At 63.9% G+C, this 24,292-nt stretch carries 21 protein-coding genes; 5 read left to right on the forward strand and 16 right to left on the reverse strand.

The annotated features are described in order from the left end of the window. The first annotated feature begins 63 nt into the window (after positions 1–63). Positions 64–510, forward strand: coding sequence for a DUF393 domain-containing protein (locus JOE32_RS06160; RefSeq protein ID WP_209982358.1), 447 nt, complete (start codon positions 64–66; stop codon positions 508–510). Here the strand turns inward: JOE32_RS06160 and JOE32_RS06165 are convergent. From JOE32_RS06165 to JOE32_RS06180, 4 genes are all read right to left on the reverse strand, one after another. After that, on the reverse strand, positions 507–1,349 hold the full coding sequence (locus tag JOE32_RS06165; protein ID WP_209982360.1) for an alpha/beta hydrolase: 843 nt from the start codon (positions 1,347–1,349) through the stop codon (positions 507–509). The genes JOE32_RS06160 and JOE32_RS06165 overlap by 4 nt on opposite strands. A 371-nt stretch (positions 1,350–1,720) precedes the next feature. Then, positions 1,721–3,013, reverse strand: coding sequence for an FAD-binding oxidoreductase (locus JOE32_RS06170; RefSeq protein WP_209982361.1), 1,293 nt, complete (start codon positions 3,011–3,013; stop codon positions 1,721–1,723). A 58-nt stretch (positions 3,014–3,071) separates the two neighbouring features. Continuing rightward, a complete protein-coding gene (locus JOE32_RS06175; protein WP_209982363.1) occupies positions 3,072–3,494 on the reverse strand; it encodes a RidA family protein in 423 nt (140 codons plus the stop codon). A gap of 33 nt (positions 3,495–3,527) precedes the next feature. After that, a complete protein-coding gene (locus JOE32_RS06180; RefSeq protein ID WP_209982364.1) occupies positions 3,528–4,667 on the reverse strand; it encodes a tyramine oxidase subunit B in 1,140 nt (379 codons plus the stop codon). A 184-nt stretch (positions 4,668–4,851) separates the two neighbouring features. Between JOE32_RS06180 and JOE32_RS06185 the strand changes: the two genes are divergently transcribed. Both JOE32_RS06185 and JOE32_RS06190 read left to right on the forward strand, forming a co-directional pair. Then, positions 4,852–5,679 carry a helix-turn-helix domain-containing protein gene (locus JOE32_RS06185; RefSeq protein ID WP_209982366.1) on the forward strand — a complete coding sequence of 276 codons (828 nt, stop codon included), beginning with the start codon at positions 4,852–4,854 and terminating at the stop codon, positions 5,677–5,679. 131 nt (positions 5,680–5,810) lie between these two features. Next, positions 5,811–6,719: an ABC transporter six-transmembrane domain-containing protein gene (locus JOE32_RS06190; protein WP_209982368.1), complete on the forward strand. Its 909-nt coding sequence runs from the start codon at positions 5,811–5,813 to the stop codon at positions 6,717–6,719. Between the two features lie 1,046 nt (positions 6,720–7,765). Here JOE32_RS06190 and JOE32_RS06195 read toward each other — a convergent pair. From JOE32_RS06195 to JOE32_RS06235, 9 genes are all read right to left on the reverse strand, one after another. Continuing rightward, complete coding sequence (locus JOE32_RS06195) at positions 7,766–8,707, reverse strand: helix-turn-helix domain-containing protein (RefSeq protein ID WP_209982370.1); 942 nt, start codon at positions 8,705–8,707, stop codon at positions 7,766–7,768. 32 nt (positions 8,708–8,739) lie between these two features. Continuing rightward, positions 8,740–9,546: a 2-keto-4-pentenoate hydratase gene (locus tag JOE32_RS06200; RefSeq protein WP_209982372.1), complete on the reverse strand. Its 807-nt coding sequence runs from the start codon at positions 9,544–9,546 to the stop codon at positions 8,740–8,742. Next, a complete protein-coding gene (locus JOE32_RS06205) occupies positions 9,543–11,150 on the reverse strand; it encodes a bifunctional 3-(3-hydroxy-phenyl)propionate/3-hydroxycinnamic acid hydroxylase (RefSeq protein ID WP_209982374.1) in 1,608 nt (535 codons plus the stop codon). Before JOE32_RS06205 ends, JOE32_RS06200 begins: the two co-directional genes overlap by 4 nt. Before the next feature lie 61 nt (positions 11,151–11,211). Then, positions 11,212–11,814, reverse strand: coding sequence for an amino acid synthesis family protein (locus JOE32_RS06210; RefSeq protein WP_209982377.1), 603 nt, complete (start codon positions 11,812–11,814; stop codon positions 11,212–11,214). 15 nt (positions 11,815–11,829) lie between these two features. Next, on the reverse strand, positions 11,830–12,288 hold the full coding sequence (locus JOE32_RS06215) for a VOC family protein (protein WP_057008841.1): 459 nt from the start codon (positions 12,286–12,288) through the stop codon (positions 11,830–11,832). 11 nt (positions 12,289–12,299) lie between these two features. Next, entirely contained in the window at positions 12,300–13,340 is a 1,041-nt protein-coding gene (locus JOE32_RS06220; protein ID WP_209982379.1) for a YCF48-related protein, read from the reverse strand. Positions 13,341–13,352: 12 nt separating this feature from the next. Continuing rightward, positions 13,353–14,147, reverse strand: coding sequence for an SDR family oxidoreductase (locus tag JOE32_RS06225; protein ID WP_209982381.1), 795 nt, complete (start codon positions 14,145–14,147; stop codon positions 13,353–13,355). 27 nt (positions 14,148–14,174) lie between these two features. Then, positions 14,175–15,665, reverse strand: coding sequence for an aldehyde dehydrogenase family protein (locus JOE32_RS06230; protein ID WP_209982383.1), 1,491 nt, complete (start codon positions 15,663–15,665; stop codon positions 14,175–14,177). 11 nt (positions 15,666–15,676) lie between these two features. Then, a complete protein-coding gene (locus tag JOE32_RS06235) occupies positions 15,677–17,218 on the reverse strand; it encodes an acetolactate synthase large subunit (RefSeq protein WP_209982386.1) in 1,542 nt (513 codons plus the stop codon). A 219-nt stretch (positions 17,219–17,437) separates the two neighbouring features. On the opposite strand from JOE32_RS06235, the gene JOE32_RS06240 reads away from it, so the two are divergent. Further along, complete coding sequence (locus tag JOE32_RS06240; RefSeq protein WP_209982388.1) at positions 17,438–18,202, forward strand: IclR family transcriptional regulator; 765 nt, start codon at positions 17,438–17,440, stop codon at positions 18,200–18,202. Between the two features lie 10 nt (positions 18,203–18,212). Here JOE32_RS06240 and JOE32_RS06245 read toward each other — a convergent pair whose 3' ends face one another. The 3 genes from JOE32_RS06245 to JOE32_RS06255 form a co-directional block, all read right to left on the reverse strand. Beyond that, positions 18,213–19,535, reverse strand: coding sequence for a hypothetical protein (locus JOE32_RS06245; RefSeq protein ID WP_209982390.1), 1,323 nt, complete (start codon positions 19,533–19,535; stop codon positions 18,213–18,215). A gap of 18 nt (positions 19,536–19,553) precedes the next feature. Then, positions 19,554–20,975, reverse strand: a complete 1,422-nt coding sequence (locus tag JOE32_RS06250) for an aldehyde dehydrogenase family protein (protein WP_209982392.1) — start codon at positions 20,973–20,975, stop codon at positions 19,554–19,556. Between the two features lie 82 nt (positions 20,976–21,057). Further along, positions 21,058–22,506, reverse strand: coding sequence for an APC family permease (locus tag JOE32_RS06255; RefSeq protein WP_209982395.1), 1,449 nt, complete (start codon positions 22,504–22,506; stop codon positions 21,058–21,060). Between the two features lie 307 nt (positions 22,507–22,813). On the opposite strand from JOE32_RS06255, the gene JOE32_RS06260 reads away from it, so the two are divergent. Next, the gene (locus JOE32_RS06260) at positions 22,814–24,289 is read left to right on the forward strand and encodes an MFS transporter (RefSeq protein WP_209982397.1); all 1,476 of its coding nucleotides are present in this window, start codon (positions 22,814–22,816) and stop codon (positions 24,287–24,289) included. Positions 24,290–24,292 lie beyond the last annotated feature (3 nt).

Below are 24,292 nucleotides of genomic sequence, written 5' to 3' on the forward strand. Positions count from 1 at the left end.
GCACGTTGCAAGTGCGATTCTTTGCGCCTATCGTGTCGAATAACCTATACAGAGCGATAAATCTTGTACAAGAAAACCCAATGGCCTCTGACCCTCTACTTTGATGGCGATTGCCCACTTTGTGCGCGAGAGATCAAGCTGCTCAGTGCCAGGGCAACGCCGGATCGCCTGCTGTTCGTTGACATCAGCGCTGAGGCTTTCGACGCGACGCCCCTGGGGTTCACCGCAGCGGACATGGCCTCGTCACTGCACGCCAGGTTCGCCGATGGAACCTGGGTCACCGGCCTCGACGCGACGCTCTGGAGCTGGCGGGCAGCGGGCCTGGGCGCCTGGGCCGCACCGTTGTCCTGGCGCCTGACCCGGCCGCTGCTGAACATCGGCTATCGCCTGTTCTGCCGCTGGCGCCCGCACCTGGCCTGGCTGCCGCACCCTGACGGCAGCGCTCGCTGTGGCGCGGATGGCTGCGCCGTTCCCGGCGGCCGCGCGACCAGTGCGGAAAAAAAGACCTAGACGTCCAACAGGCTATCAAGGAACGCGATGACCAGCCGGTTGAATGTCTCGGCCTGATCGTCGTGCACATAGTGGCTGGCGTCCGCGACTTCGGCGGTGCGCACCAGCGCGTTGCTGTCGCGCATGGCTTGCAGCGTCGCTGCCGGCAGGAAGTCCGAGCGCGCGCCGCGAATGAACAGCGTCGGGCAATCCAGGGCGCGCACCGCCGGCCACAGGTCGGTCGGCTCGATACTCAAGCGTGCCTCGGCGATGCCTTGCTGATCATGGCGCCAGGTGATCACGCCGGCGCTTTCTTTCATCGAGTGTGCCAGCCGCGAGGCCAGGCCCTGCTCCGACAGGCCGGGGCGTGAGGTCTGCCAGAACGCGCGGGCGGCGTCCCAGTTGTCGAACTGCAGCGGGGTCTGGTTCATCTCGCGGCGGATGCGCGCGGCGCCGTCCCCCTGGCTGGAGGAGCCGGGGCCGATGTCTTCGATGATCAGGCCTGTCAGGCGGCCGGGGTTTTGTCGGGCGTATTCGAGGGCGTTGGCGCCGCCCAGGGAGTGGCCCAGCAGGATGAAGCGCTGCAGGCCGGCGTGGGCGACCAAGTCCTGCAGGTCGTCTACATAGGACTGTGTGTGGTAGCTGGTGGGCGGTGCCCAGTCGCTCAGGCCGCGGCCGCGTTGGTCCAGGGCGTAGACGCAGTAGGTGGGGCCGAGCGCCTTGACCAGTGATTCCCAGGTTTGTGCGTAGGCGCGCAGGCCGTGGAGCAGGACCAGGGAGGTGCCGCTTGGGTGGCCCCAGCGCAGGATGTGCAGGTTGAGGCCGGTGCGGTTGGTGAAGAAGCTGCTGGTTGGGGGCATTGGGTGGGTCCGCCGTGGGTTTAATGTGGGAGCTGGCTTGCCTGCGATAGCGGTCTGACGGTGTACATATCCGTTTCTGGGGTGACGGCTTAGATTGGTTCCGCCCTTACGGCGGGTCACTTTGGAAAAGCCCCAAAGTAACCAAAGGGCTCTTGCCCCACCACTCGGCACCTCGCTCAGGCTCGGTGTGCCCGCACGCAGGCTTGAATCCGTGGGCCGCCGCAATGGGCCATCCATGGCCCAGTGCGGCTAACCCGGCGTCCTGCCGGGTTACCCACGGATTCAAGCCTGCGTTCGGCCAGCGTGGTTGATGGGGCGCCTGAGATCAAGATCAAGATCAAGATCAAGAGCCAGATCAACGGCTGGGTTGGTTAGAAACGGTCGAAGCGGTATGGGCTTGGGTCGATGATGGGGGGATGGCCGCTGATGAGGTCGGCGGCCAGTTGGCCGGCGGCCGGTGAGGTGCCGAAGCCGTGACCGGAGAAGCCGGTGGCGACGGTGAGGCCGGGGATTTTTTCGACGGGGCCGATGACCGGGTTGGAGTCCGGGGTGACGTCGATAGTGCCGGCCCAGGTCTGGGCGATTCGGGCTTGCTCGAACACCGGCCAGGCGGCTTTGAGGTTGTTCATCGCGTCGTTGTTCAGGCGTGGGTTGGCGGCCGGGTCCTGGGTGCGCACGCGTTCGAACGGGCTGATGCTGTCGGCCGACCAGCGTCGCGACAGGGCCAGGTCGTTGAAGAAGTATTTGCCAAACGACACGTTCAATACGCTGCGCTGCGCTCGGAATTGGGGCATGTATTGTTTGGCCAGCAGCAGGTGGTCGAGGGTCAGGAACGCATCCAGCTTGCCGCGCTGGGTGATGATGAAGCCGCCGTCCTGGTGTTTGCGAAACGAAAAGTCCGGCGCGCCCACGGCGATTTCGGTGGGGCCTTGCATCGGATGAGTACGCATCACCGAGCAGGTCAGGGCCAGGGTCGGCAATGACACGCCGAGGTTGCCCAAAAAGCGCCGCGACCACATGCCGCCGGCGAGCAATACCTGGTCGCAGCGGATTTCGCCCTTTTCAGTGACCACGCCGCTCACCTTGCCGGCCGACATCTGCAGCGTGCGCACTGCGCACTGCTCGATGATCACTACGCCCAGGGCCATGGCCGCCCTGGCGATCGCGCTGCTGGCCAGGGTCGGTTCGGCGCGGGCGTCGGACGCGGTGTAGATCCCGCCGGCCCACTCGCCCTGGCCACCCGGCACGCGTTGCGCGATTTCGCGATGACTGAGCAACTGCGAGTCCAGGGAAAGGTGCTCGACCGACTTGAGCCAGCCTTCATGCATGGCCATCTGCGCCTCGTTGCGGGCGACGAACATGATGCCTTCCTGGCGATAACCGACATCCGCGCCGACCCGTCCAGGCATTTGCGCCCACAGGCGGTCGGCGGCCAGCGCCAGCGGAATGTCATGGGCGTGACGGCTGGTCTTGCGTACCCAGCCCAGGTTGCGCGAGGACTGCTCGCCGGCGATACGGCCCTTTTCCAGGACCACCACCGGGATATTGCGCTCAGCCAGTGCCAGCGCGGCGGTCAAGCCAATGATCCCGCCGCCGATGATGACAACGCCGGTCGCGGAGGGGAATTCGGTGGACGTGTTCACGGGCGCAATAGTCGGGGCCATGATCGAGACTCGCAAAACTGGAAAGGTCGGCCGCGCGAATGCACGGCCGCGTAACGGATTACTGCGCCAGGCGAATCACTTCGACTTGAGCGTTGGAGGCGTTGCGGTAAGCCGTCACCTCCAGTTCCACCTTGTAGACCGTCGAGCCCAGCGGTGGGCAGGTCACGGTACTGGCCGGGTCGACGCCGCGAAACTTTTCGCCGATCAGCCCCATCACCGCCGGCACGTCCCTGGGGTCCTGGATGAACACCCGCGAGCACACCACATCGGCCAGGCTGGCATCGACTGCCTTCAAGGCCGACTCGATGTTGGCAAACACCTGGTGCGTCTGCTCCAGAACGTCTTCGGGGATCAGTTTGGTCTGCGGATTGCGGCCGGCGGTATTGGAGACGTAGATCCAGTTGTCCACCACCACTAGGCGCGAATAGCTGGCCTGGTCTTCAAACGGCGAACCGGTCTTGAGCTTGATGATTTTTGTCATGTCGAAGGTCTCTTCAGTTGGGTAAGGAGTGGTTCAGCGCAGCTCAGGGGTTTCCCACAGGTTCAGCTTCACGCCGATGCCCTGTTTGATCGCATTGCGGTACACCACCGTGCCCCACGCCACGTCCTCGACCGGCATGCCGCCGACCGACATGATGATGATCTCGTCATCGTTGCGACGGCCCTGGGCATCGCCGGCAACGATCTTGCCGATGTCTTCCAGCTCTTCGCGCTGCAGCGTGCCTTCGGCAATCATGTCCATGAACCGCACGCCAATCACCGGCACGCAATGGTGCGCAGGCTTGGGCAGTTCGTCGAACCAGGCTTCGTAAAGGCCGGTGTTGTCCAGCACCTTGCGCACGTCGGCGCGCTCCATGCCCTCGTCCAGCGAGCAGGAGGCGGGCATTGCCATGAAGCATCCCGGCTTGACCCACTCGCGCTTCACAATTGGGTAGTTCGAGGGGTCGCCTGTCTCACCGGAGCTACAATAAGTAACAAGGTCGGAATCACGGACCACCTCTTCAAGGCTGTCGACCACATTAATCGTGGTGATCTGCGGGTAGGTTTGCTTCACCCAGCCCAGAAAATCATTCAGGCTTTTCTCGCCACGACCCTTGATCTTCAAGGTGTCGATATGCGGGCAAACGGCGATGAACGCGGCGAGCGTGGTCTTGCCCATCACGCCCGGGCCGAGCAGGCCGACCACTTTGGAGTCCTTGCGGGCCAGGTGGCGCGCGCCGACGCCGGGGATCGCACCGGTGCGATACGCCGACAACAGGTTGGCGGACATGTGCGCCAAGGGGGCGCCGGTGTCAGGGTCATTGAGGGTGAACATCAGGATCGAGCGCGGCAGGCCTTTCTCGCGGTTGGCGATGTTGGAGCCGTACCATTTCACCCCTGCGGTGCAGAAGTTGCCGCCCAGGTAGGCCGGCATCGCCATCATGCGGCGGTCGGCGGTGGGTTTGGGCATGTTGGGGAACGGCGAATCCTTCGGGAAAATCACCATCGCGCCATGGGAATCGCTGTTCGGCCCGGCCATGCGGTAGTCCCCGCTGTACAGAAGGCCGAACATTTCCTCCATGGTATTCACACAAGCGAGCATGTCGGTCACGCCGGCGCGGATCATGTCCTGCTCGGACAAGTAGATGAAGTCTATTCTTGCAGTAGTGGCCATTATTATTCTCGACTCAAAGAGATACCGCTGCGGTAGGCGCTGCTCCCACGCTATCGAGGTCGAGTATCGGGCTGCGTGGGTCGGCGGTATTGTAAATTTCGGACATCACGGTTCGGCGCACAGCCAGGAGTTGGCGCGATAAGTGCGTGAATATTCCCGCCTATTTCCCTGGTAAGGTCCGGTCATGCTCAACCTGTGTTCACCGCCCGTACGGCGGCACACCGCTTATGAACAACCGTGGTTCGTGCTCAACTCATCGCGGTATTCGGTAGTGCCTTGCGAACACCCGGCGATTTCGCATTTCTACGCCTTCGACGTCGCCCACTCGGCTGACCTGCTGGCGGTGCCGGATGGCTGTGTGGACATCGTGTTCGACTGCGATGCCACGCGCCCCAGCGTGAAGATCTGCGGTACGCCGCTGCAAGCCCAGCGGGTTGAACTGCTGCAGGGCCATCATTACTTTGGTGTACGCTTTGCGCCGGGGGTCATTCCAGGTTTCATCAATGTCATGGCCGAGGACCTGACCGAACAGGAATGGGACCTGCTGCAAGTGTCGGCATTTGCCCAGAGCATTTTCGAGAACATCGTCAATGCCCCGCTGCTGCAGGACCAGATCAAGCTGTTCAACGACTACCTGGCCCCGCGCCTGATGGGCCGCACCTCGAAGCTGACCGCCATCGTTATCCAGCAGGCGCTGGCCCATCGCGGCGACCTGCGCATCCAGCACCTGGAAGACCTCAGTGGCTACACCAGCCGCACGATTCATCGCCAGTTCAGCCAGGACACCGGCGTGTCGCCCAAGATTTTCTTCCGCATCATTCGCTGCCAGGCCGCCCTGGACACGCTGAACAACCAGCGCGACGTGTCGTTCTCGGACCTGGCGCTGGACCTGGGCTTTTCCGATCAATCGCACTTCCTGCGCGACTTCAAGAAGCTCGTCAGCACCACGCCCTGCGAGTACCAGCGCAAAATGCTGCAGAACGCCTACAACGAGCGCATCCGTTTCGCCTGAAACCCTGCCCTTCCCCGCTGCACGTTGTTTGCGGCCTCCATGCGTTCTCCATGATTCCTTCACTGATCCTGCACGCTTGCCAGGCATCATCGGCACCCGCTGAAATACCCAATGCGCTCCACAGGTGCCCCATGCCCTCCGTCACACCACCGATCCTTATCGTAGCCAGTGAAAAACTCGCCCAGCAATCCGCCAGCCAGACCCTCAAGGCCATTGCCCGGACCTACCCCGGCAAGTTGTTCGCCACCTTGTCGCTGGTCGCGCTGGAGAACGCATTGCTGTTGGCCTACCCGCTGTTCGCCGGCTTTGCGGTGGACTCGATCATCCGTGGCGATGCCGCCAGTGCGTTGCTGTATGCCGGCGTGGTGCTCGGGTTCTGGGTGGTGGGCGCGGCGCGCCGGGCACTGGACACGCGCACCTTCACGCGCATCTACGCAGACCTTGCCGTGCCGGTGATTCTCAACCAGCGCCTGCAACGCCACAGCACCTCCAAGGCGGCGGCGCGGGTAGTGCTGGCGCGGGACTTCGTGGATTTCTTCGAAAAGCATGTGCCGATCATCGCCACCGCGCTGGTCTCGATCATCGGCGCAGCCGGCATGCTGTTGGTGATCGAGCCGTGGGTCGGCCTGGCGTGCCTGGTGGCATTACTGCTGTGCCTCACGGTCATGCCCGGTTTTGCCCGACGCAACCAGCGTTTGCACGAGCGCCTGAACAATCGCCTGGAAAAGGAAATCGGCCTGGTCGAAGCCGTGGGTGAGCACACATTGCACCGTCACTACCACGTACTGTCGCGCCTGCGCATTCGGCTGTCGGACCGTGAAGCCGTGGCCTTCCTGTGCATCGGCGTAGTCTCGGCGCTGCTGTTCGTGGTTGCCATCAGCCAACTGGCGTTGGCGCCTGCGGTAAAAGCCGGGCATATCTACGCGGTGATGACCTACCTGTGGACCTTCGTCAGTTGCCTGGATGAGGCGCCGTCGATGATCGACCAACTGGCGCGCCTCAAGGACATCGGCAAGCGCGTGGACCCGGGACTGGCTTGAGCGCCTGACCAATAACTCAGGCCGAATCCGATCCAAATGTGGGAGGGGGCTTGCTCCCGATGGCGGCGGGTCAGTTGAGACTTCTTGGGCTGACACACTGCTATCGGGAGCAAGCCCCCTCCCACACTTGATCGGCTGTGTGTCAGTCGGCATTTTTTCAATAGCTCTGGCGCAGCATTTCACCTTCTGCCACTGACACAACGCAGGCAAAAATGTGGGAGGGGGCTTGCTCCCGATGGCGGCGGGTCAGGTGAGACTTCTTGGGCAGACACACTGCTATCGGGAGCAAGCCCCCTCCCACACTTGATCGGCTGTGTGTCAGTCAGCATTTTTTCAATAGCTATGGCGCAGCATTTCACGGTCAGCGACTGACACAGCACAGTCCAAATGTGGGAGGGGGCTTGCTCCCGATAGCGGCGGGTCAGGTGTATTTCTTTGGCTGACATCCCGCTATCGGGAGCAAGCCCCCTCCCACACTTGATCGGCTGTGTGTCAGTCAGCATTTTTTCAATAGCTATGGCGCAGCATTTCACGGTCAGCGACTGACACAGCACAGTCCAAATGTGGGAGGGGGCTTGCTCCCGATAGCGGCGGGTCAGGTGTATTTCTTTGGCTGACATCCCGCTATCGGGAGCAAGCCCCCTCCCACACTTGATCGGCTGTGTGTCAGTCAGCATTTTTTCAATAGCTATGGCGCAGCATTTCACCTTCTGCCACTGACACAACGCAGGCAAAAATGTGGGAGGGGGCTTGCTCCCGATGGCGGCGGGTCAGGTGAATTTCTTTGGCTGACATCCCGCTATCGGGAGCAAGCCCCCTCCCACACTTGATCGGCTGTGTGTCAGTCGGCATTTTTTCAATAGCTATGGCGCAGCATTTCACGGTCAGCGACTGACACAGCACAGTCAAAATGTGGGAGGGGGCTTGCTCCCGATGGCGGCGGGTCAGTTGAGACTTCTTGGGCTGACACACTGCTATCGGGAGCAAGCCCCCTCCCACACTTGGACTGTAGTGCATCAGATCTGTACCGATGGCCGGGCAACACCTCAGTTCGAGGCCCGGCGCGTTTCCGAGGGCGACTCGCCAAACAGCTCGCGGTAATGCGTTGCGAAGTGGCTCAGGTGGAAAAAGCCCATGGCCACGGCAATCTCGCCGACGTTCTTCTCGCTCGCCGACGTCGCGATCAACTGCCGCCGTACTGCGTTGAGGCGCAGGTTGCGCAGGTACTCGACCGGGCGCATGTCGGTCACCGCCTGGAAACTGTTCTGCAGGGTGCGGCGGCTCACGCGCAGTTGCTCGCACAGATCCAGGATGCTCAACGGCGTATCGCCGCTGGCGATGATCAGCTCCTGGCTGCGCCGGACCAGGTACGCGCTGACCGCGAAATTGCCGCGGCGGCCGCGCACTTCATCGCCGGCGTGGCTGAACAGATCGAGAAACGCCCCGAGCAGTTCATCTTCCAGCATCTTCTCCGAGGCCGGGCTGATGGCGTGCGCATGTTCCAGAAAGTGACGAAACAGTGGGTGGATGCGCTGACGAATGCGCAGCAGTAACGCTTCATCCACGCTGAGCGCCGACACGCTGGTCAGACGCTTGAGCTGCTCGGCGGACAACTCGAACGCCGCCAGTTTGGCAAAGCGCACCGCATCGACGTTGAGCGAAAAAAAATGCGTGCCCTGGGGCGCATGCAGTACGAACTCCTCGGCATCGCGCAACAGCACCACACTCTGTGCGCTCACCTGTTGGCCCTGCACCACCGGCGGGCTGCCCAGCGACATCGCCGCGCACAGGCGGCCCTTGGGCGAGCGGCCATGCTGCACGACGCGCTTGTCGAGCACCTCCTGGAAAATCTGAAAACGATCCCCGGACAGCTGGCGCAGCTCGCTGTTCAGGCAGCCGCGACCGAGCTGGTCGTAGACCTGCTGCCAGCCCTGGATAGAGCCGGCGTGCTGTTGGGAGTCATTGAAGGTGCGCACTTCGGCAAGCATAAGTGTCATTCCTCGGCGGCCTGAAGCGGGGTTCAGTCGTCCGTGACGGCAGCGGACGTTGGCGCAGGCGCGATGCCGGCGTGGAAATCCAAAGCCAGTTCCGTGCCAAGCATATGCAAACGATACGCTCCCGGTTCTATCGCCAGCGGCGCCAGCAACGCACCGGACAACACCACCTGCCCGGCCTCCACCGGATGACCATCAGCCAACAGGCGTCGCACCAGCCAGCACAGGTTGAACAACGGGCTGTCCTCCCGCGCCTGGGTGTCGCCGCTGCCCAGCAAGATGCCCCCGTGCTCCAGCCGATAGGCCACGCAGGCATGCCGCGTCGCGTCGAACGGCACGCGCGCGCCCACACAGTAACGGCCTGCGGCGGCGTTATCGGCCAGAAATGCGCCAAGCCCGAACTGCCAGCCTTGCCAGCGGCAGTCGGCGATCTCGAACGCTGGCGCCACCTCGGCAATCGCCGCCAGAATTTGCGCATCGCTGTAGTCACCCGGCGCCAGCGTCTGCCCGAACACCAGGGCCAGTTCCACTTCCAGCTTGGGCTGGATCAGCCGCCCGCACGCCACCGCACTGCCCGGCGCCACCGCCATGGCCTGGGTAAGCGCGCCGTACACCGGCTCATCGAGGCCAAAGCGCGCCTGCGCGGCGCGGCCGGCAAACGCCACTTTCCAGCCGCTCAAGCGCTCGCCGCCTGCCGTGCGTTGTGCCAGGCTCTGGCGCAGCAGCGTGTAGCCTTGCTGCTTGTCGAGCGCCTCGGCCGGCAACGGCGCAATGGCCTGCACAGCGTGCGCAGCCTGCTGCAAGTGCGCGAGCACAGCGTTAACGCCGCTCATGACAGTTGCTCCGCCAGTTTGCGCAGTACGCCGTCAAGTCGCTCAGGCGTGGTGATGGCGGCGACAAAACGGTCCGGACGCACCACCACGATGCAATCACGCACCCTGGAGAACCATTCACCCAGGCGGTTATCCACGTCCTCCACACTCAGGGCGTCGCTGGCGGTCAACGGCTGGTTGCGTCCCACACCGCTGCGCGAACGATTGACCTGAATGAAACGCGTGCCCCACCCGGCCCAATACTCGGCCATGGCAGCGCTCAAGTGCTCACCCGGGTTCACCCGATACCCGAGCACTGCATAGCCATCGCCGAGCATTTCGTCGAGGCGTCGGCGCTGGCCCTGGGCATCTTCGATGGACGGCTGGATAAACAACTGGCCGACCAGGTCGTCCTCGCGCAACTCGGCGCGCTCGTGGTGGACCAGGCCTTTGGTGATGGTGGCCTTGGGTTTGAACTTGAACTCCAGCAAATGCGAACGCAGGTTGTCGACGCTGTTGACCGCCTGGAACAGCCAGTCGCGCACCCCGGCCATCAGCGGGTTGGTCAAGCCGAGGACGGCGCCCATGTTGTCGGCCAGGGCGACCAGTTCGGTCGCGTGGCCACGGCGCTCCTGATCGTAACTGCCAAGGATCGACGGTGACGCGCGGCCCTGGATGATCGCCGCGAGTTTCCACGCCACATTGGCCACGTCGCGCAGGCCGGAGTTGAGGCCCTGCCCGGCCCAGGGCGGGGAGATATGCGCCGCATCGCCGACCAGCGCCACACGGCCTTCGACAAAGCGCGCCGCGACCCGCGAGTGGTGGGTGTAGGCGCGAATACGGATGATATCGAGGTCGTTGACCGCATCGCCGATGTGCCCGTGGATCAGCCGGCGAATGGTCGCCTCTTCGCACATCTTCGCCTCGTCCTCGCCCTCCATCAGCATGAATTCCCAGCGTCGCTGCTGGTAAGGCAGGTAGATGCACACGAAGGGCCGCTGCGGGTCGGCATGCAGTGCGGTGAACGGCGCATCGAGGGTATCGTTGGCGGTGTCGACCACCACCCATTTGCGCGGGTGGGTCAGCCCGAGCAGCTCGATGCCCAGTTGTTTGCGCACCGTGGAGCGCCCGCCGTCGGCACCGATCACGTAGTCGGCCTGCAACGCATAAACGTCGCCGTCGGCACCGCGCACCTGCAGGGTCACGCCCTCCCCGTCCTGGGCCAGCTTTAGCAGTTCGTGGCCCTGGCGCAGCTCGACGCCAGCGTGCCGGCCCAGGTGTTCACGCAGGGTGCCTTCGAGCAACTGCTGCATGAAGATGTTGCGCATCGGCCAGCCGTAATGCGCGGTACTCGGCTTGACCTCGGCAAAGCACACGCCGCGCGCGTTGTAATAGCGCAGCGGCACGTCGCAGATCATGTCGCGCACCGCCAGGTCGGCCATGCCGATACCCTGCAACACGCGCAACGCTTCGTCGTCCATGCCCACGGCGCGGGGATACGGCAGGATGCCGTCGGCCAGTTCGAGGACCACGCAGTCGATGCCGTACACCCCCATGTAATGCGCCGCCGTGATCCCGTTGGGGCCACCGCCGACGATGACCACCTGGGTCTTCTCCTGCTTCATCGCTATTCACCGCTGTTCTTGTTGTGGTTGGGGTCCGCCAGCGCTCACGCCTGCGCCGTTATCAGTGCAGCCCGTCAAGGCCCTTGACGTCTTCGGCGCGCAGGCCGCCCAGCCGTGCATGCAGACGCCCACGGGTGGCGAAGGCCCAGATCACCACCAGCTCATCCGGCGAAGGTCCGTCGCCGAACGTTATGGAAAAACTGTCGTAGTGCGAACGCACGTACAGCGCGTCCTTGTGCGCCAGCGGCACGTCGATGGTCGAACCCGGGCCACCGCGCTTGCCGGTGGACGGCACCCACGACTTGCCGCCGCCAAGCGCCACACGAATCGGGTCGGCCGCCGGGTTGGTCAGAAACGCGTTGCCGTGCTCGTACTCGCCGGCGCTGCCCACCAGGATAGCCTTGCCATAGCTTTCAATCCGGCGTGAACCGGCAAGTGCCAGGATGCGCCGGCCGAACTCTTCACCCAGCAGCGGCGACGGCTCGATCAATTGCGAAAGGTCTTCGCTGTAGCGGCCAGCATAGGGGTTGGCGATCACGGCGGCCACGGCGTATTTGAACACCGGCTCGCCATCGGCCAGTTGGCCGGTTTCATTGGCCAGGGTTTCTTCGACGAAGCTGTACCATTTGCGAATGTGGTAGCTGGCGAAATTTGCGGTTTTCATCAGGTGAACCTCGGTTCAAATCGGGTCAAGGGGGTCAAGCGTGATATTGCGACTCGGCGCACCGGCGGCCTTGAAGCGGGCCTTGCCGCACGCATCGTCATGCTCGGTCTCGAGAAAGAATTCCATGCGATTGTCATCGGGGTCGTTGAAATACAGACCGTTGCCGATTTCATGATCGGTAATTTTCACCACCTCCACCCCCTTCTCCAGCAACATGCCGTAGAGCTGGCGCAAGGTGGTCATGTCACCGTCGATTTCCAATCCGTAGTGTTGCAGGCCCAGCCCGCCCTGATGGGCGCCGGGCTCTGCACGAATCAAGGCGATGTCGTGATGCTTGGTGCCAAACGCCATCATGACCCAGCTTTCGCCCCGGGCACTTTCGTGCATGCCCAGGATGTCGGCGTACCACCGTGCCGACACATCAGGATCACTCACAAATAGCGATAAGTGGGTCCGAAGGATTTTGACTTTCATCACCGGTTACCTCAGTTCTTCTTGACGATGGATTGATGCCCGGCCTTGATCTGCGCCACGGCAGGCGTCCACAGCACATCGGCGATCTCGCTGAACTCGCGCCAGTGCTTCTGCCAGCCGTCACCGCCGTTGTCGGACGTGAACAAGTGCCCGTACTTGGTGCCGGCGACGATCTGGCGCGGGTTGGCCGGGTTGAAGGCAATCGCCCAGACGCAGGAATTGGGCTGCTGCGGCAGCGGCAATACTTCCCAGCTGACGGCGGCATCGCGGGAGATCAGGACCTTGCTGGTGGTGCCCGGCGTACCGTCGGAAATGCTCAGGTACAGCGTGTCCTCGCTGCCCGGCGGCGCGTTCATGGCGCGCAGGTAGTACAGGCCGAAGGCTTCGCGGCCGACGATGCCGGTCCAGGTCAGGCCTTCATCGACGCTGCGGTACACCGCGTTGACGCACACCACCACGATGACCTTGTGGCCATGGTTGGGCAGCACCACGATGTTGTGGATGTCCGAGTTGAAGTCCCACAGCAGGCGGTCATCGATACGGGTCCAGCTGTCGCCGCCGTCGCGGGAGTGGAACAGGCCACCCTCCTCCAGGCCGAACCACACCTGGTTGCGGTCGGTGGGGTCATAGGCGAAGGCCAGCAGGCGCGGGCGACTGACGCCGTCGCAGAATTCCGGAATTTCCACCGGTGCGCGGTCCCAGCTAGCGCCGCCGTCCAGGGTGCGCCACAGCACGGCGCGCGAGGGCGCACCGGTGCCGACAAAAATCCGCTGGGCGTCCTGCGGGTCCACCGCCACCTTCCACACGGTCTGGCCATTGAACGGTGAATCGACCTGCTGCCAGCGCCCGCCGGTGTCATGGCTGACGCACAAGCCGATGTCGGTGCCGGCGTAGATCACCTCGGGCGTGCCGGGGTGCACGCTCAACGAGCGGGTGATCGCATCGAATTCCAGGTCCTGCCCCAGGCCCAGGCGGTGCCAGGTCTTGCCATCGTCGGCGCTGCGGATCACCGCCTGGCCGACGGTGGCGACTAAAAGGGTGCCGTTACTCATCGCATTTGCTCCTCAGATGAAGATGCCACGGGTCAGGCCGCCGTCGATGCCGATGGATTCACCGGTCACCGCGCCTGCCTTGGGAGACGCCAGGAAGCCGATCAGCCAGCCCATTTCAATCGGGGCCAGGGTGCGGCGAATCGGCGTCGCGTCGATGTAGCCTTGCTCGACCTGCTCCGGGGTCTTGCCCTGCTTGATCCCTTCGCGCTCGTACAGCTCGTGGATGTGCGGAGTGTCCACCACGCCCGGATGGATCAGGTTGACCGTGATGCCGAAGGCGCCCAACTGGTCGGACAGGGTCTTGGTCATGTGCGCGATGGCCAGGTTGCGCATGCCTGACAGCACCTTGCTGCTGCGTCCGGTGAGGCCGCCGATATTGATGATGCGTCCGAAACCGCCGGCCTTCATGTGCGGGGTCACCGCCTTGGCGCAGCGGAAGTACCCGATCACCTTGGTGTTGAGGTCCGACAGCAGCTCGTCGTCGCCGGCGTGCTCGATGTCATTGCGCACCACGCCGGAGGGCGCCGCCGCGCCGTTGACGAGAATGTCGATACGGCCGAAGTGCTTGTGCGCCGCTTCGACCATGTCCGACACCGCCGACATCTGGTTGGTATCGCAGTACAGCGGCAGTACTTCGTTGCCAGTCTGCGCGGTGATTTCTGCGGCGGCCTGTTCCAGGAACTCCATGCGCCGCGCGCAGATCACCACCTTGCAGCCTTCCTCGGAAAGAAACCGCGCGACTTCCTTGCCGATGCCCATGCCGCCGCCAGTGACGATTGCCACGCGGCCTTTCAATTCCAGATCCATTGCCATTTCCTCTTGTGATTATTCGTTTCAGGCCAGATCGACAAAGACGCTTTTGGTCTCGGTGTAGGCGTCGATCACGTTCTTGCCCATTTCCCGGCCCCAGCCGGATTGCTTGTAGCCGCCGAACGGCGAGGCCGGATCGACCACGTTCCAGCAATTGATCCACACCGAGCCGGCCTTGAGCTGCGCGGCTACGCGGTGCGCCGAGCGCAGGTCGCGGGTCCACAGGCCGGCGGCGAGGCCATAGGGCGAATCGTTGGCGCGCAGCACCAGCTCGTCGATCTCGCTCCAACTCATCACCGTCAGCACCGGGCCGAAGATTTCTTCGCGGGCCACGCAGGCCCGCTCGGCGCGGTCAAGGAAGATGCTCGGCGCAATGAAGTGGCCGCGCTCAAGGTGAGCGGGACGACCGCCGCCGCAGATCAGCTCGGCGCCCTCTTCCTGGCCGCGCTGCAGGTAGCCCTTGACCGTGTTCAACTGCCGACCGGACACCAGCGGGCCCATGGTGCTGGCCGGGTCCAGGCCGTTGCCGAGCACATGGGCGGCGGCATGGCGCTGCAGTTCTTCAAGCACCTGGTCGAGCACGCTGGCGTGCACATACAGGCGTGAGCCGGCGGTGCACACCTGGCCCTGGTTGTAGAAAATGCCGTCGGCGGCCCCCTTGGCGGCGCGCACGATGTCGGCGTCGGGCAGGATGATGTTCGGCGACTTGCCGCCCAGTTCCAGCGAAACCTTCTTCATGTTGCCGGTGGCCGCCTGGGCGATCAGCCGACCGACCTGGGTGGAGCCGGTGAAAGCGATCTTGTCCACGTCCGGGTGCTGCGCCAGCGGCGCGCCGGTGTCGGCACCCAGGCCGGTGATCAGGTTGACCACCCCCGCCGGAAAGCCTGCGGCCTCGATCAACTGCACCAGACGGATCGCCACCAGCGGCGTCTGCTCGGCAGGTTTGAGTATTGCTACACAGCCGGTGGCCAGCGCCGGGCCGAGCTTCCATACGCACATGGTCAGCGGGAAGTTCCACGGCACGATCAGTGCGCACACGCCCACCGGCTCGCGCAGGGTGTAATTGAGCATCGGCGCGCCACTGGCCGGCGAAACGGGCAGCGTGCTGCCTTCGATCTTGGTCGGCCAGCCAGCGAAGTAGCGAATGATGTTCGCCGCGCTGGCCGCTTCGCCCCGCGCGTTGGCGATGGGCTTGCCGTTTTCCAGGGTGATCAGCTGCGCCAGTTCCTCGCGGTGCTGGTCCAGCAGGTCGGCCAGGTGCGACAGCAACAGGCCGCGCCGCGCAGGTGACTGCAAGGCCCAGGTGCCGGTAAAGGCAGCGCGGGCGGCCGCGACCGCTGCGTTCACATCACGCTCGTCGCCTTGGGCGACTTCGGTGAGGGTCTGCTCGGTGGCCGGGTTTTCCACGGCAAAGCGACGACCGCTGGCGGCGTCCTGCCAGCTGCCGCCGATGAACAGACGACCGGGCTGGGCGAGGAACGTCTGGACGGCGGGTAACAAGTGGAACGTGTTCATGGTCGGCTCCTTCACAGCGCCATTTCGATCAGGCAAGGCCCGGCGTCGGCGGCGGCGTTGGCCAGCGCCCGTTGCAGTTCGGCATTGGTGTGCACGGTGCAGGACGGCACGCCGTAGCCGGTGGCCAGGGCCTTCCAGTCAATGCGCGGGCTGTCGAGCACGGTCAGCTTGAGTGCCTGCGGGTCGAGTTCGGTCATGCCGAAGCGGCGCAGTTCGTTCTGCAGGATCGCGTAGCGATGGTTGGCAGCGATCAGGATCACCACCGGCAGTTGCTCGCGGGCGATGCTCCACAGGGTCTGGATGGTGTACTGGGCGCTGCCGTCCGATTGCAGGCAGAACACCCGGTTGCCGCGCTCGGCCAGTGCAGCGCCGAACCCCACCGGAATGCCCTGGCCGATGGCGCCGCCGGTATTGGTCAACACGCGGTGGCGGGCAGCGCCGGCTGAGGCGGTGAAAAACGGATAGCCGCAGGTGCCGCCTTCCACCGAGACAATGCAGTCGTGGGGCAGCGCGGCAGCCAGCAGTTGCCCGACCGATTGCGCGCTCAATGCCGCTTCGCCCGGCGGCAGCTCGATGTGCTGCGGCGTGGGGACATAAGCCGGCGCATTCAGCGCGTCGGCCAGCGCAGTCAGTGCACCGGCCACGTCATCGCCGACCTCGGCCAGCGACAGCAGGCGCTCGCGCTCGGCCAGCCGCGACGGAATGCCTTCGTAGCCAAAGTAACTGATGGGCTCCAGCACACCGGCGCACACCACCTTGTCGTATTGCTCGAGAATCTCGATGGCCACTTCCGGGAAGTACGGCAGGCGGTCCAGGTCGGGCAAGCCGCCGCCGCGATAGCTCAGGCGCGGGAAGGTTTCGGCGAACAGCCGCACGCCGGGCAGTTGCGCCAGGCGCCCCGCCGCTTCCAGGCCGGCCACCGACAGGCCCTGGTCGCCGACGATAAACACCAGCCGCTGGCCATCGCGCAGGGCCTGGGCCACCGCTTCGATGCGGTCGCCGGCAAAGCGTCGCACTGGCGCACGCAGCGGGCTGAACTGGCCGTGATGGGTGACTGGATTGGATTGCAGATCCATCGGCAGGATCAGGCTGGCGATCTGGCCCTTGGCTTGCCAGGCAGCGCGCATGGCTTCCTGCAGGTCTTCACCGACACCGGAGGCGGTGCGCGAGGTGCGCACCCAGCTGGATACCGTGCCGGCCAGGGCCTGGATGTCGCTGGCCAGCGGCGGATCGTAATTGACGTGCCAGGACGCGTGGTCACCGATCACGTTGACGATGGGCGTATTGGCGCGCCGTGCGTTGTGGAGGTTGGCAATGCCGTTGGCAAAGCCCGGGCCCAGGTGCGTGAGGGTCATCGCCGGTTTGCCGGCGATGCGGCCATAGCCATCGGCGGCACCGGTGCACACCCCTTCGAACAGCGACAGCACAGGCTTCAGGGCAGGTGCACTGGCCATGGCCGCCACCAGAGGAATCTCGGTGGTGCCCGGGTTGGCAAAGCAGTACTCGATACCGCTTGCCGCTGCCGCATTCACTATCAGTTGCGCGCCATTCATTGTCTGCCCTCTCGGTTGAGCGTTTCCTTTGATGAGATTTATCACACACAAAAACACACCAAACAAGCATTTTTTGCTTTTTATCTCTTAATTTGAGATTTATGCAATAATAAACCCTTCAGCTATCTGTGGGAGTGCACCGTGGGATTTCCCACCTTGGATCCCTGGTGTTTTCGCCTATAGTGCTTACCCGCGAGCCATCCCTTCTCTAGGAACGAAATGAGCAGCCTGAGTAAATTGCTGAGTGTGCTGGACCTGTTCGGTCCGGCGACGTTGAAGATCGACCCGGAGACGATTGCCGAGCGCATGGGCCTGTCGCGCGCCACCGCGTATCGCTACGTCAAGGAGTTGTGCGAGGCCGGCCTGCTGACCCGCGTGGACGCCGGCCACTACGGCCTGGGGCCGCGCGTGATCGAGCTGGACTGGATGATGCGCCAGTACGACCCCATCCTCCTGGCGGGGCGCGAACTGATGCACGAACTGTCGGCGCAGACCGGCCTGGCCGTGTTCGCCAGCGTTTTCTACGACGGACGCATCATCAATACCTACATTGCCGAACCCACCGACACCTACCACTTCTCCTTCGGCCGTGGGCACCCGCTGCCGTTTTTTCGCGGTGCGCAATCCAAGGTGCTGATCGCCTTCCAGAAAGGCCGCCGCCTGCAACGCCTGTTCGAAGACCACCTGGCTGGCGACCCGGACAGCCCCTATGACTGGGCGAGCTTTGCCAAGGCCACGAAAAAGATCCGCAAGGACGGCTACTGCATGACCCACGATGAACTCAACCTGGGCCTGACCGGTATCGCCGCGCCGATCATCCAGCCGGATATCGACGAAGTGATCGGCAGCTTGTCGGCCGTGGGCAGCACCCAGAGCTTCAAGCTGCTGCGTCAGGAGACCGTGATTGAAATGGTGATGGACACCACACGGCGCATTGCCGACAACCTGCGCAACCCGTCGCCGTCAGGCGCGGCGGACGCCTGAGTCAGAGTCGTCAGAACGGCACGGCGACGGTCAGCTGGCTGTAAACGTTGGTGCCGTTGCCCCCGACCTGATTGCCGCCGGTAGTGGCGTCCTGCTTGGGCTTATAGAGGCCGATCAGCGGCGTGATGATCAGGTGCGGGTTGACGGCCCATTCGGCATACACATCCAGCTCGCGCGCATCGAGGTTCAGCGCGTTGCTTTTGCGTACGGTGTCGAAGTCGAAGTACAGCGCGCCCAGAGTCAGGTTTTCCAGGGGCGTGGCCTTGAGCGCCACATGCTGGATGCTGGTGTTGCTGTTGAACGGCCCCGTGTAGTTGCCGGCGACTTCCCCCTGCAGCCAGGTGCCGTAGCCGCCGCTCACGCCGGTGAACAGCGAATCCCATTTCTGCGAGTAGCGTGTGTAGCGGTAGCTGACCTTCGGCGTCCAGGCAACGTCGGCAAAGGTGTAGCCGGCTTCGCCGTACCAGGCTTTTTCGGGGCCGCTGTCCTTGTCCTGCCAGGCGTATTCGAACGCCAGGCTGACGTTGGGCAGGCCGGCATCGCCTTCGCCGCGCACGCTGTACACGTTCATGCCCTTGCGCTGGCGCTGCAGATCAGTGGCCCAGCGCTCGTTCACATCGATGCCGTGCACCCAGGTCAGGCCCAGGGTGCCGGGTTTGGCGGTGTAATCAAGGGTGCCGGCGGCCACTTCGGTTTCTGCCTGGGCGCGGTTGTCGGACTTGAGCCACAGCAGGCTGCCATGCAGGCCATCCTTGCCGCCCAGGCGCAGCAACGCGGTCTGATCGAAGGCATGCCGCGCGGCCAGGTAATACGCACCGCCACGGTTCATGCTGCCATTGGCCGGGCCCTTGCCCAGGTTGGGCCCGTCGTCGTTGACCAGAAAACCACTGCCGAGCTTGACCACCTGGCGCCCGCCGGAAAGGTCCACACCGTCCTTGCCCAGGGCCGGGAACAGATCGCCGGAACGCCAGCCCAGGTAAGCATCTTCGATCTTGGTGGTGCGCTCGGAGCCCAGGGTATTGCCGGCCGGATCGCCCTCGCCCCAGGTCGCCGAGCTGACCAGCGCGAAGGCGCCGTAGGCGGTGCCGTTGCCCGCCAGCGTCTGGTCGCCGCTCAGGCCGTATTTGATATAGCCTTCGCGCCAGCTCGATCCACCCGGCCTGCCGTCGTAGTTCTTGCGGCTGTTGAACAGGCCGAACACGGCGGTCATGTCGGCATTCAGGTGCCGGCTGTCGTCGCTGTACAGCTCATAGGCCTGGGCCTGGCTGATGGCGCAGAGCGTCAAGCCACAGGCGAGCGTGCCGCAGAGAAATGAAGCGGATGAATGACGCATGGTCGAAGCTCCTTGGGGTTATTCAGCAGCGCGTTTATTGACGAACAACAATTGCTGGCCGGTGAATTCCAGCAGTCCCTCAAGGCCGAACTCGACGCCGAAGCCGGACATCTTGCTGCCGCCGAACGGCGTGTTCGGCTGGATACGCGCATGGCAGTTGACCCACGCCACGCCGCTTTCCAGGCGGCTGGCCAGGGCCTGCGCCTGCTCGCTGTCCGGCCCCCAGACCGAGCCTCCAAGGCCCATGTCGCCAGCATTGGCGCGGCGCAGTACGTCTTCCACATCCTCATAAGCGATCAGCGGCAATACCGGGCCAAACTGCTCTTCGTCCACCAGACGATGGCCGTCGGTGACGTCCGCGACCAGCGTCGGCGGGTAAAAGAACCCTGGCCGGTCCAGCCGTGCGCCGCCGCACAACACCCGTGCACCCTGGGCGCGCGCATCGGCAACCAGCGCCTGCACCAACTCCAGTTGATCGAGGTTCTGCACCGGGCCGAAATTAACGCCCGGCTCCAGGCCATCACCGACCACCTGGCGCTCGGCAATCTGCGTCAGCGCCTCGGCAAACGCCTGGTACTGGGACTGGTGAACGTACAGGCGCTTGAGCGCGGCGCAGGTCTGGCCCATGTTGAGGAAGGCGGCCTGGAAGATCTCTTCGGCCACCTCGTGCACGGGCGTGCCGGGCAATACGATTGCCGCGTCGTTGCCGCCCAGCTCCAGCGTCAGGCGCTTGAGGTTGACGGCGGCGCCGCGCATCACGCTCTGGCCGGTGGCGGTGGAACCGGTGAACACGATCTTCTGGATGCCCGGGTGCGAGGTGATCGCGCTGCCGAACCCCTGCTCGCCGGTCACGCAGTTGATCACGCCATGGGGCACGTGCCGCGCGATGATCTCCACCAGGCGCAGGGTGCTCAACGGCGTCAGGCTCGACGGCTTGCTGATCACGCAGTTGCCCGCGCGCAGCGCCGGCATGATGTGCCACACGGCAATCATGAACGGCCAGTTCCACGGCGTGATCGACGCCACCACGCCCAGCGGCTTGCGGTGCAGTTCGACGCGCTGGGTCGGGGTCTCTTCCACCAGTTCCACGGCGATTTCCTGCCCGGCGGCATAGCGCGTCCAGGCAGCGGCGCCCATGACCTCGGAAAACGCCAGTTCCAGCGGTTTGCCCTGTTCCATCACGATCAGCCGGGCGAGTGCGTCGGCGTCCTGTTCGATGTCATTGGCAATCGCGTTCAGATGCTCGCAACGCCGTTCATGGGCGCTGTGGCGCCAGGTCTTGAACGCGGCCTGGGCGGCGGCCACCGCCGCGTCCAGTTGGCCCAGCGAGCCGGCCGGGCATTGCGCGAAGGCGCTGCCGGTGGCCGGATTGATCACGTCGAACTGACCGTTTTCACCGGCAACCTGAACACCGTTGATGAGCATCTTGTAAGCGTGCATGTGCAATTTCCTTTAACGCAGATGAGCCCTGCCGGACACCGGCAGGCGATCAATTCACAGTGGGGATGGCGCGAGCGAGGCCTTAGAGCTTGTGGCTGCCCAAGGCCAGAAAGCGCTGCGGTGCTACCTTGCGCAGGCGCGCGGCGAGGTAAAGGCCGCCCAGCAGCGCAGCGGGAATCACCGCACACAGGCTGTAGGACAGGAGCTGGCTGGCACCGGTGAGCACATCGAAATGCGCCACCGCCAGCACCAGCACGCAGAGCAAAGCCACGCACGAAAACACCGGCAAAATGCGCCCGCGCAGCACATTGACCTTGAGCTCCGGATGCCGATGGAAATACACGCAGATGGCCACCGAGGTGATCGCCATCAGCAGGATCACGCACAGGGTCGCCAGGTTGGAGAACCAGGCGAACAGTTGCAGGATCGGATCGGCGTCCATTGCGGCAAAGATCAGCACCACCACGGCGGCGATCAGGCTCTGCAAGGCCGAGCCCATGTGCGGGCTCTGGTGCACGCTGTGGGTGGTGCCTAACAGGCTGTGCAGCAGGCCGTCACGGCCGATGGCGTAGAAATAGCGCGCCGCCGCATTATGGAACGCCAGCAGCCCGGCATAGATGCTGACGATGAACAGCACACGGATGACCTGGGTCAGGTGCGGGCCGACAAAGTGGTCGGACATGCCGTAGATCAGGGTGGTCGGGTCCTGCATGGCTTGCAGCAGCGGCACGATCTTGTCGGCGCCCACGCCCACTATCATCGACCACACCGACAGCGTGTAGAACGCGCCGATCAGCAGCACCGAACAGTAGGTGGCAATCGGGATGGTGCGCTTGGGGTCTTTGGCTTCTTCGCCGTAGATGGTGGTGGCCTCGAAGCCGATGAAGGCGGCGAAGCAGAACAGCAGGCCGATGGACGGCGTACCGCTGGTGAAGTGCTGAGGGGTGAACGAGTCGAGATTGACACCGCTGTCACCGCCGGTCTTCAGAATGGCGAAATCGAGGATGAGGATTGCCAGGTACTCGGCGACCACCACCAGCGACAGCACCTTGGCCGACAGGTCGATCTTGCGATAGCCGAGAAACGCAATGCTGGCCATCGCCATCAGCGAATAGGACCACCAGGGCAACACCACCCCCGCGACACTCTCCATGGTGCCGCTGACCACACCGCCGAACATGCCATACAGCGCGATCTGCAGAATGTTGTAGGCAAACATCGCCAGCACCGCCGCCGAGCCGCCGGCCAGGCCACCCAGGCCACGGGAGGTGAACGCGTAGAAACCGCCGGCGTTGGTGACGTGGCGCGACATGGTGGTGTAGCCCACCGAAAACGCCAACAGCACCAGCAATGCCAGGATCAGCAAGGCCGGGGTGCCGGCACCGTTGCCCAGCATGATGCCGATGGGAAAGCCACCGGCGATGACGCTGAGCGGGCTTGCCGCCGAAATCACGAAGAAAATGATAAAGCCGACACCCAGGGCGCCACGCTTGAGCTCCGTGGAACTGTTGACCGGTAGAGATACGCTCATGTTGTTGACCTTATTGTATGAGGCAGTCGCTGTGGGGTGGCCCCGATCCAGGCGCAATCGGTGCCGGGTAGCGCTTTTATTGTTGAGGTTGCACGCTGGTTTCGATGCTATGCCCGCCTGTGAACACCTCGCTATCCCAAATCGGTAACATCGCGGGCTGCGCCCCAAAACAGGTCATGGCGCTGCACTCCCCGCCGATTCGGGATAACGCTGCGAGCCCTGCGCCGTGCATGCTAGGGTCAGCCCCCCCTTGCCTGCCTGAACCTGGAGTGACTCATGTCAGCCATTCAATTATCGAGCCCGGCCCATGTCGTCTAAGCGTCGCTGGTTGATCCTGGCGATTATTTCCAGCGCGTTGCTGCTGATCGTCATCGACATGACGGTGTTATACACCGCGCTGCCCACCCTGACCCGCGAGCTCGGCGCGAGCGCCTCGCAGAAGCTGTGGATCATCAATATCTACGCACTGATCGCCGCCGGCCTGCTGCTGGGCATGGGCACGCTGGGCGATCGCCTGGGGCACAAACGCCTGTTTATCGGCGGGCTGAGCGTGTTCGGGGTGTTCTCGCTGATTGCGGCCTTCTCGCCATCGGCCAACGTGTTGATCGGCGCCCGGGGTTTTCTGGCGGTCGGCGCGGCGATGATGATGCCCGCCACCCTGGCGCTGATCCGCTTGACGTTCAACGACGAACGCGAACAGGCCATGGCGTTTGGCATCTGGGCATCAGTGGCCTCCGGTGGCGCAGCGCTGGGGCCGGTGGTCGGCGGCCTGCTGCTGGAACACTTCTGGTGGGGCTCGGTGTTTCTGATCAACGTGCCGATTGTGTTGGTGGCCTTACTGCTCGGGGTGACGCTGATTCCCGAGCATCCGGGCAATCCCCGGCGCCACTGGGACTGGCGGGGCTCGCTGCAGGTGATGGTCGGTTTGATCAGCATCGCCTATGCCGTCAAGGAGCTGGGCAAACGCTCGCCCTCCTTCGCCGCCATGCTGGTGGCGATACTGCTGGGTACGTTGTTCCTGACGATGTTCATCCGGCGCCAGCGCCGTGCCGCGCAGCCGATGCTTGAGCTGTCACTGTTCGCCGAGCCGCTGTTCAGAAATGCGGTGATTGCAGCGCTCGCTTCAGCCCTGGCGTTTATCGGCATGGAACTGGTGTTCAGTCAGCGCCTGCAATTGGTGCTGGGCATGTCGCCGCTTGCGTCGGCGCTGTTCATCCTGCCGTTGCCGCTGGGTTCTTTCGTTGCCGGGCCGCTGGCCGGCTATTACCTCTCGCGCCTGGGCAGCCGGCGCATGCTGTTCTGGACCCTGCTACTGTCGGCCGCCGCGATGCTGGCGTATCTGTTGCTGTGCAACGCGGCAGTACCGCTGCAGATTGCCAGTCTCGCGCTGTTGGGCATGGCCATGGGCGCGGCCCTGACGGCGGCGTCCAGCACCATCATGCTCAGCGTGCCCAGCGACCAGGCCGGCATGGCTGCGTCCATCGAGGAAGTCTCGTTTGAACTGGGCGGTGCAGCCGGGGTGACACTGGCGGGCAGCCTGCTGTCGGCGATATATGCCTGGTCGACGAGCCTTTCGATTCCAGCCAGGCTCGGTCTGAACCCGTCGACGTTCGAGAGCCTGGACGATGCCCTGCTGGTTGCCGCAACACTGCCGAGCGACGACGCTGCGCTGCTGACGGGGCTGGCACGCGCAGCGTTCGATGCCGGTTTTATTGCCGTGCTGGCGGTGCTGACGGCCCTGTTGCTGGTGGCAGCGCTGCTGGTCAGGTTCAGTCGGCGCTGAATC

It is taken from the genome of Pseudomonas sp. PvP025 (assembly GCF_017832155.1).
GTDB lineage: Bacteria > Pseudomonadota > Gammaproteobacteria > Pseudomonadales > Pseudomonadaceae > Aquipseudomonas.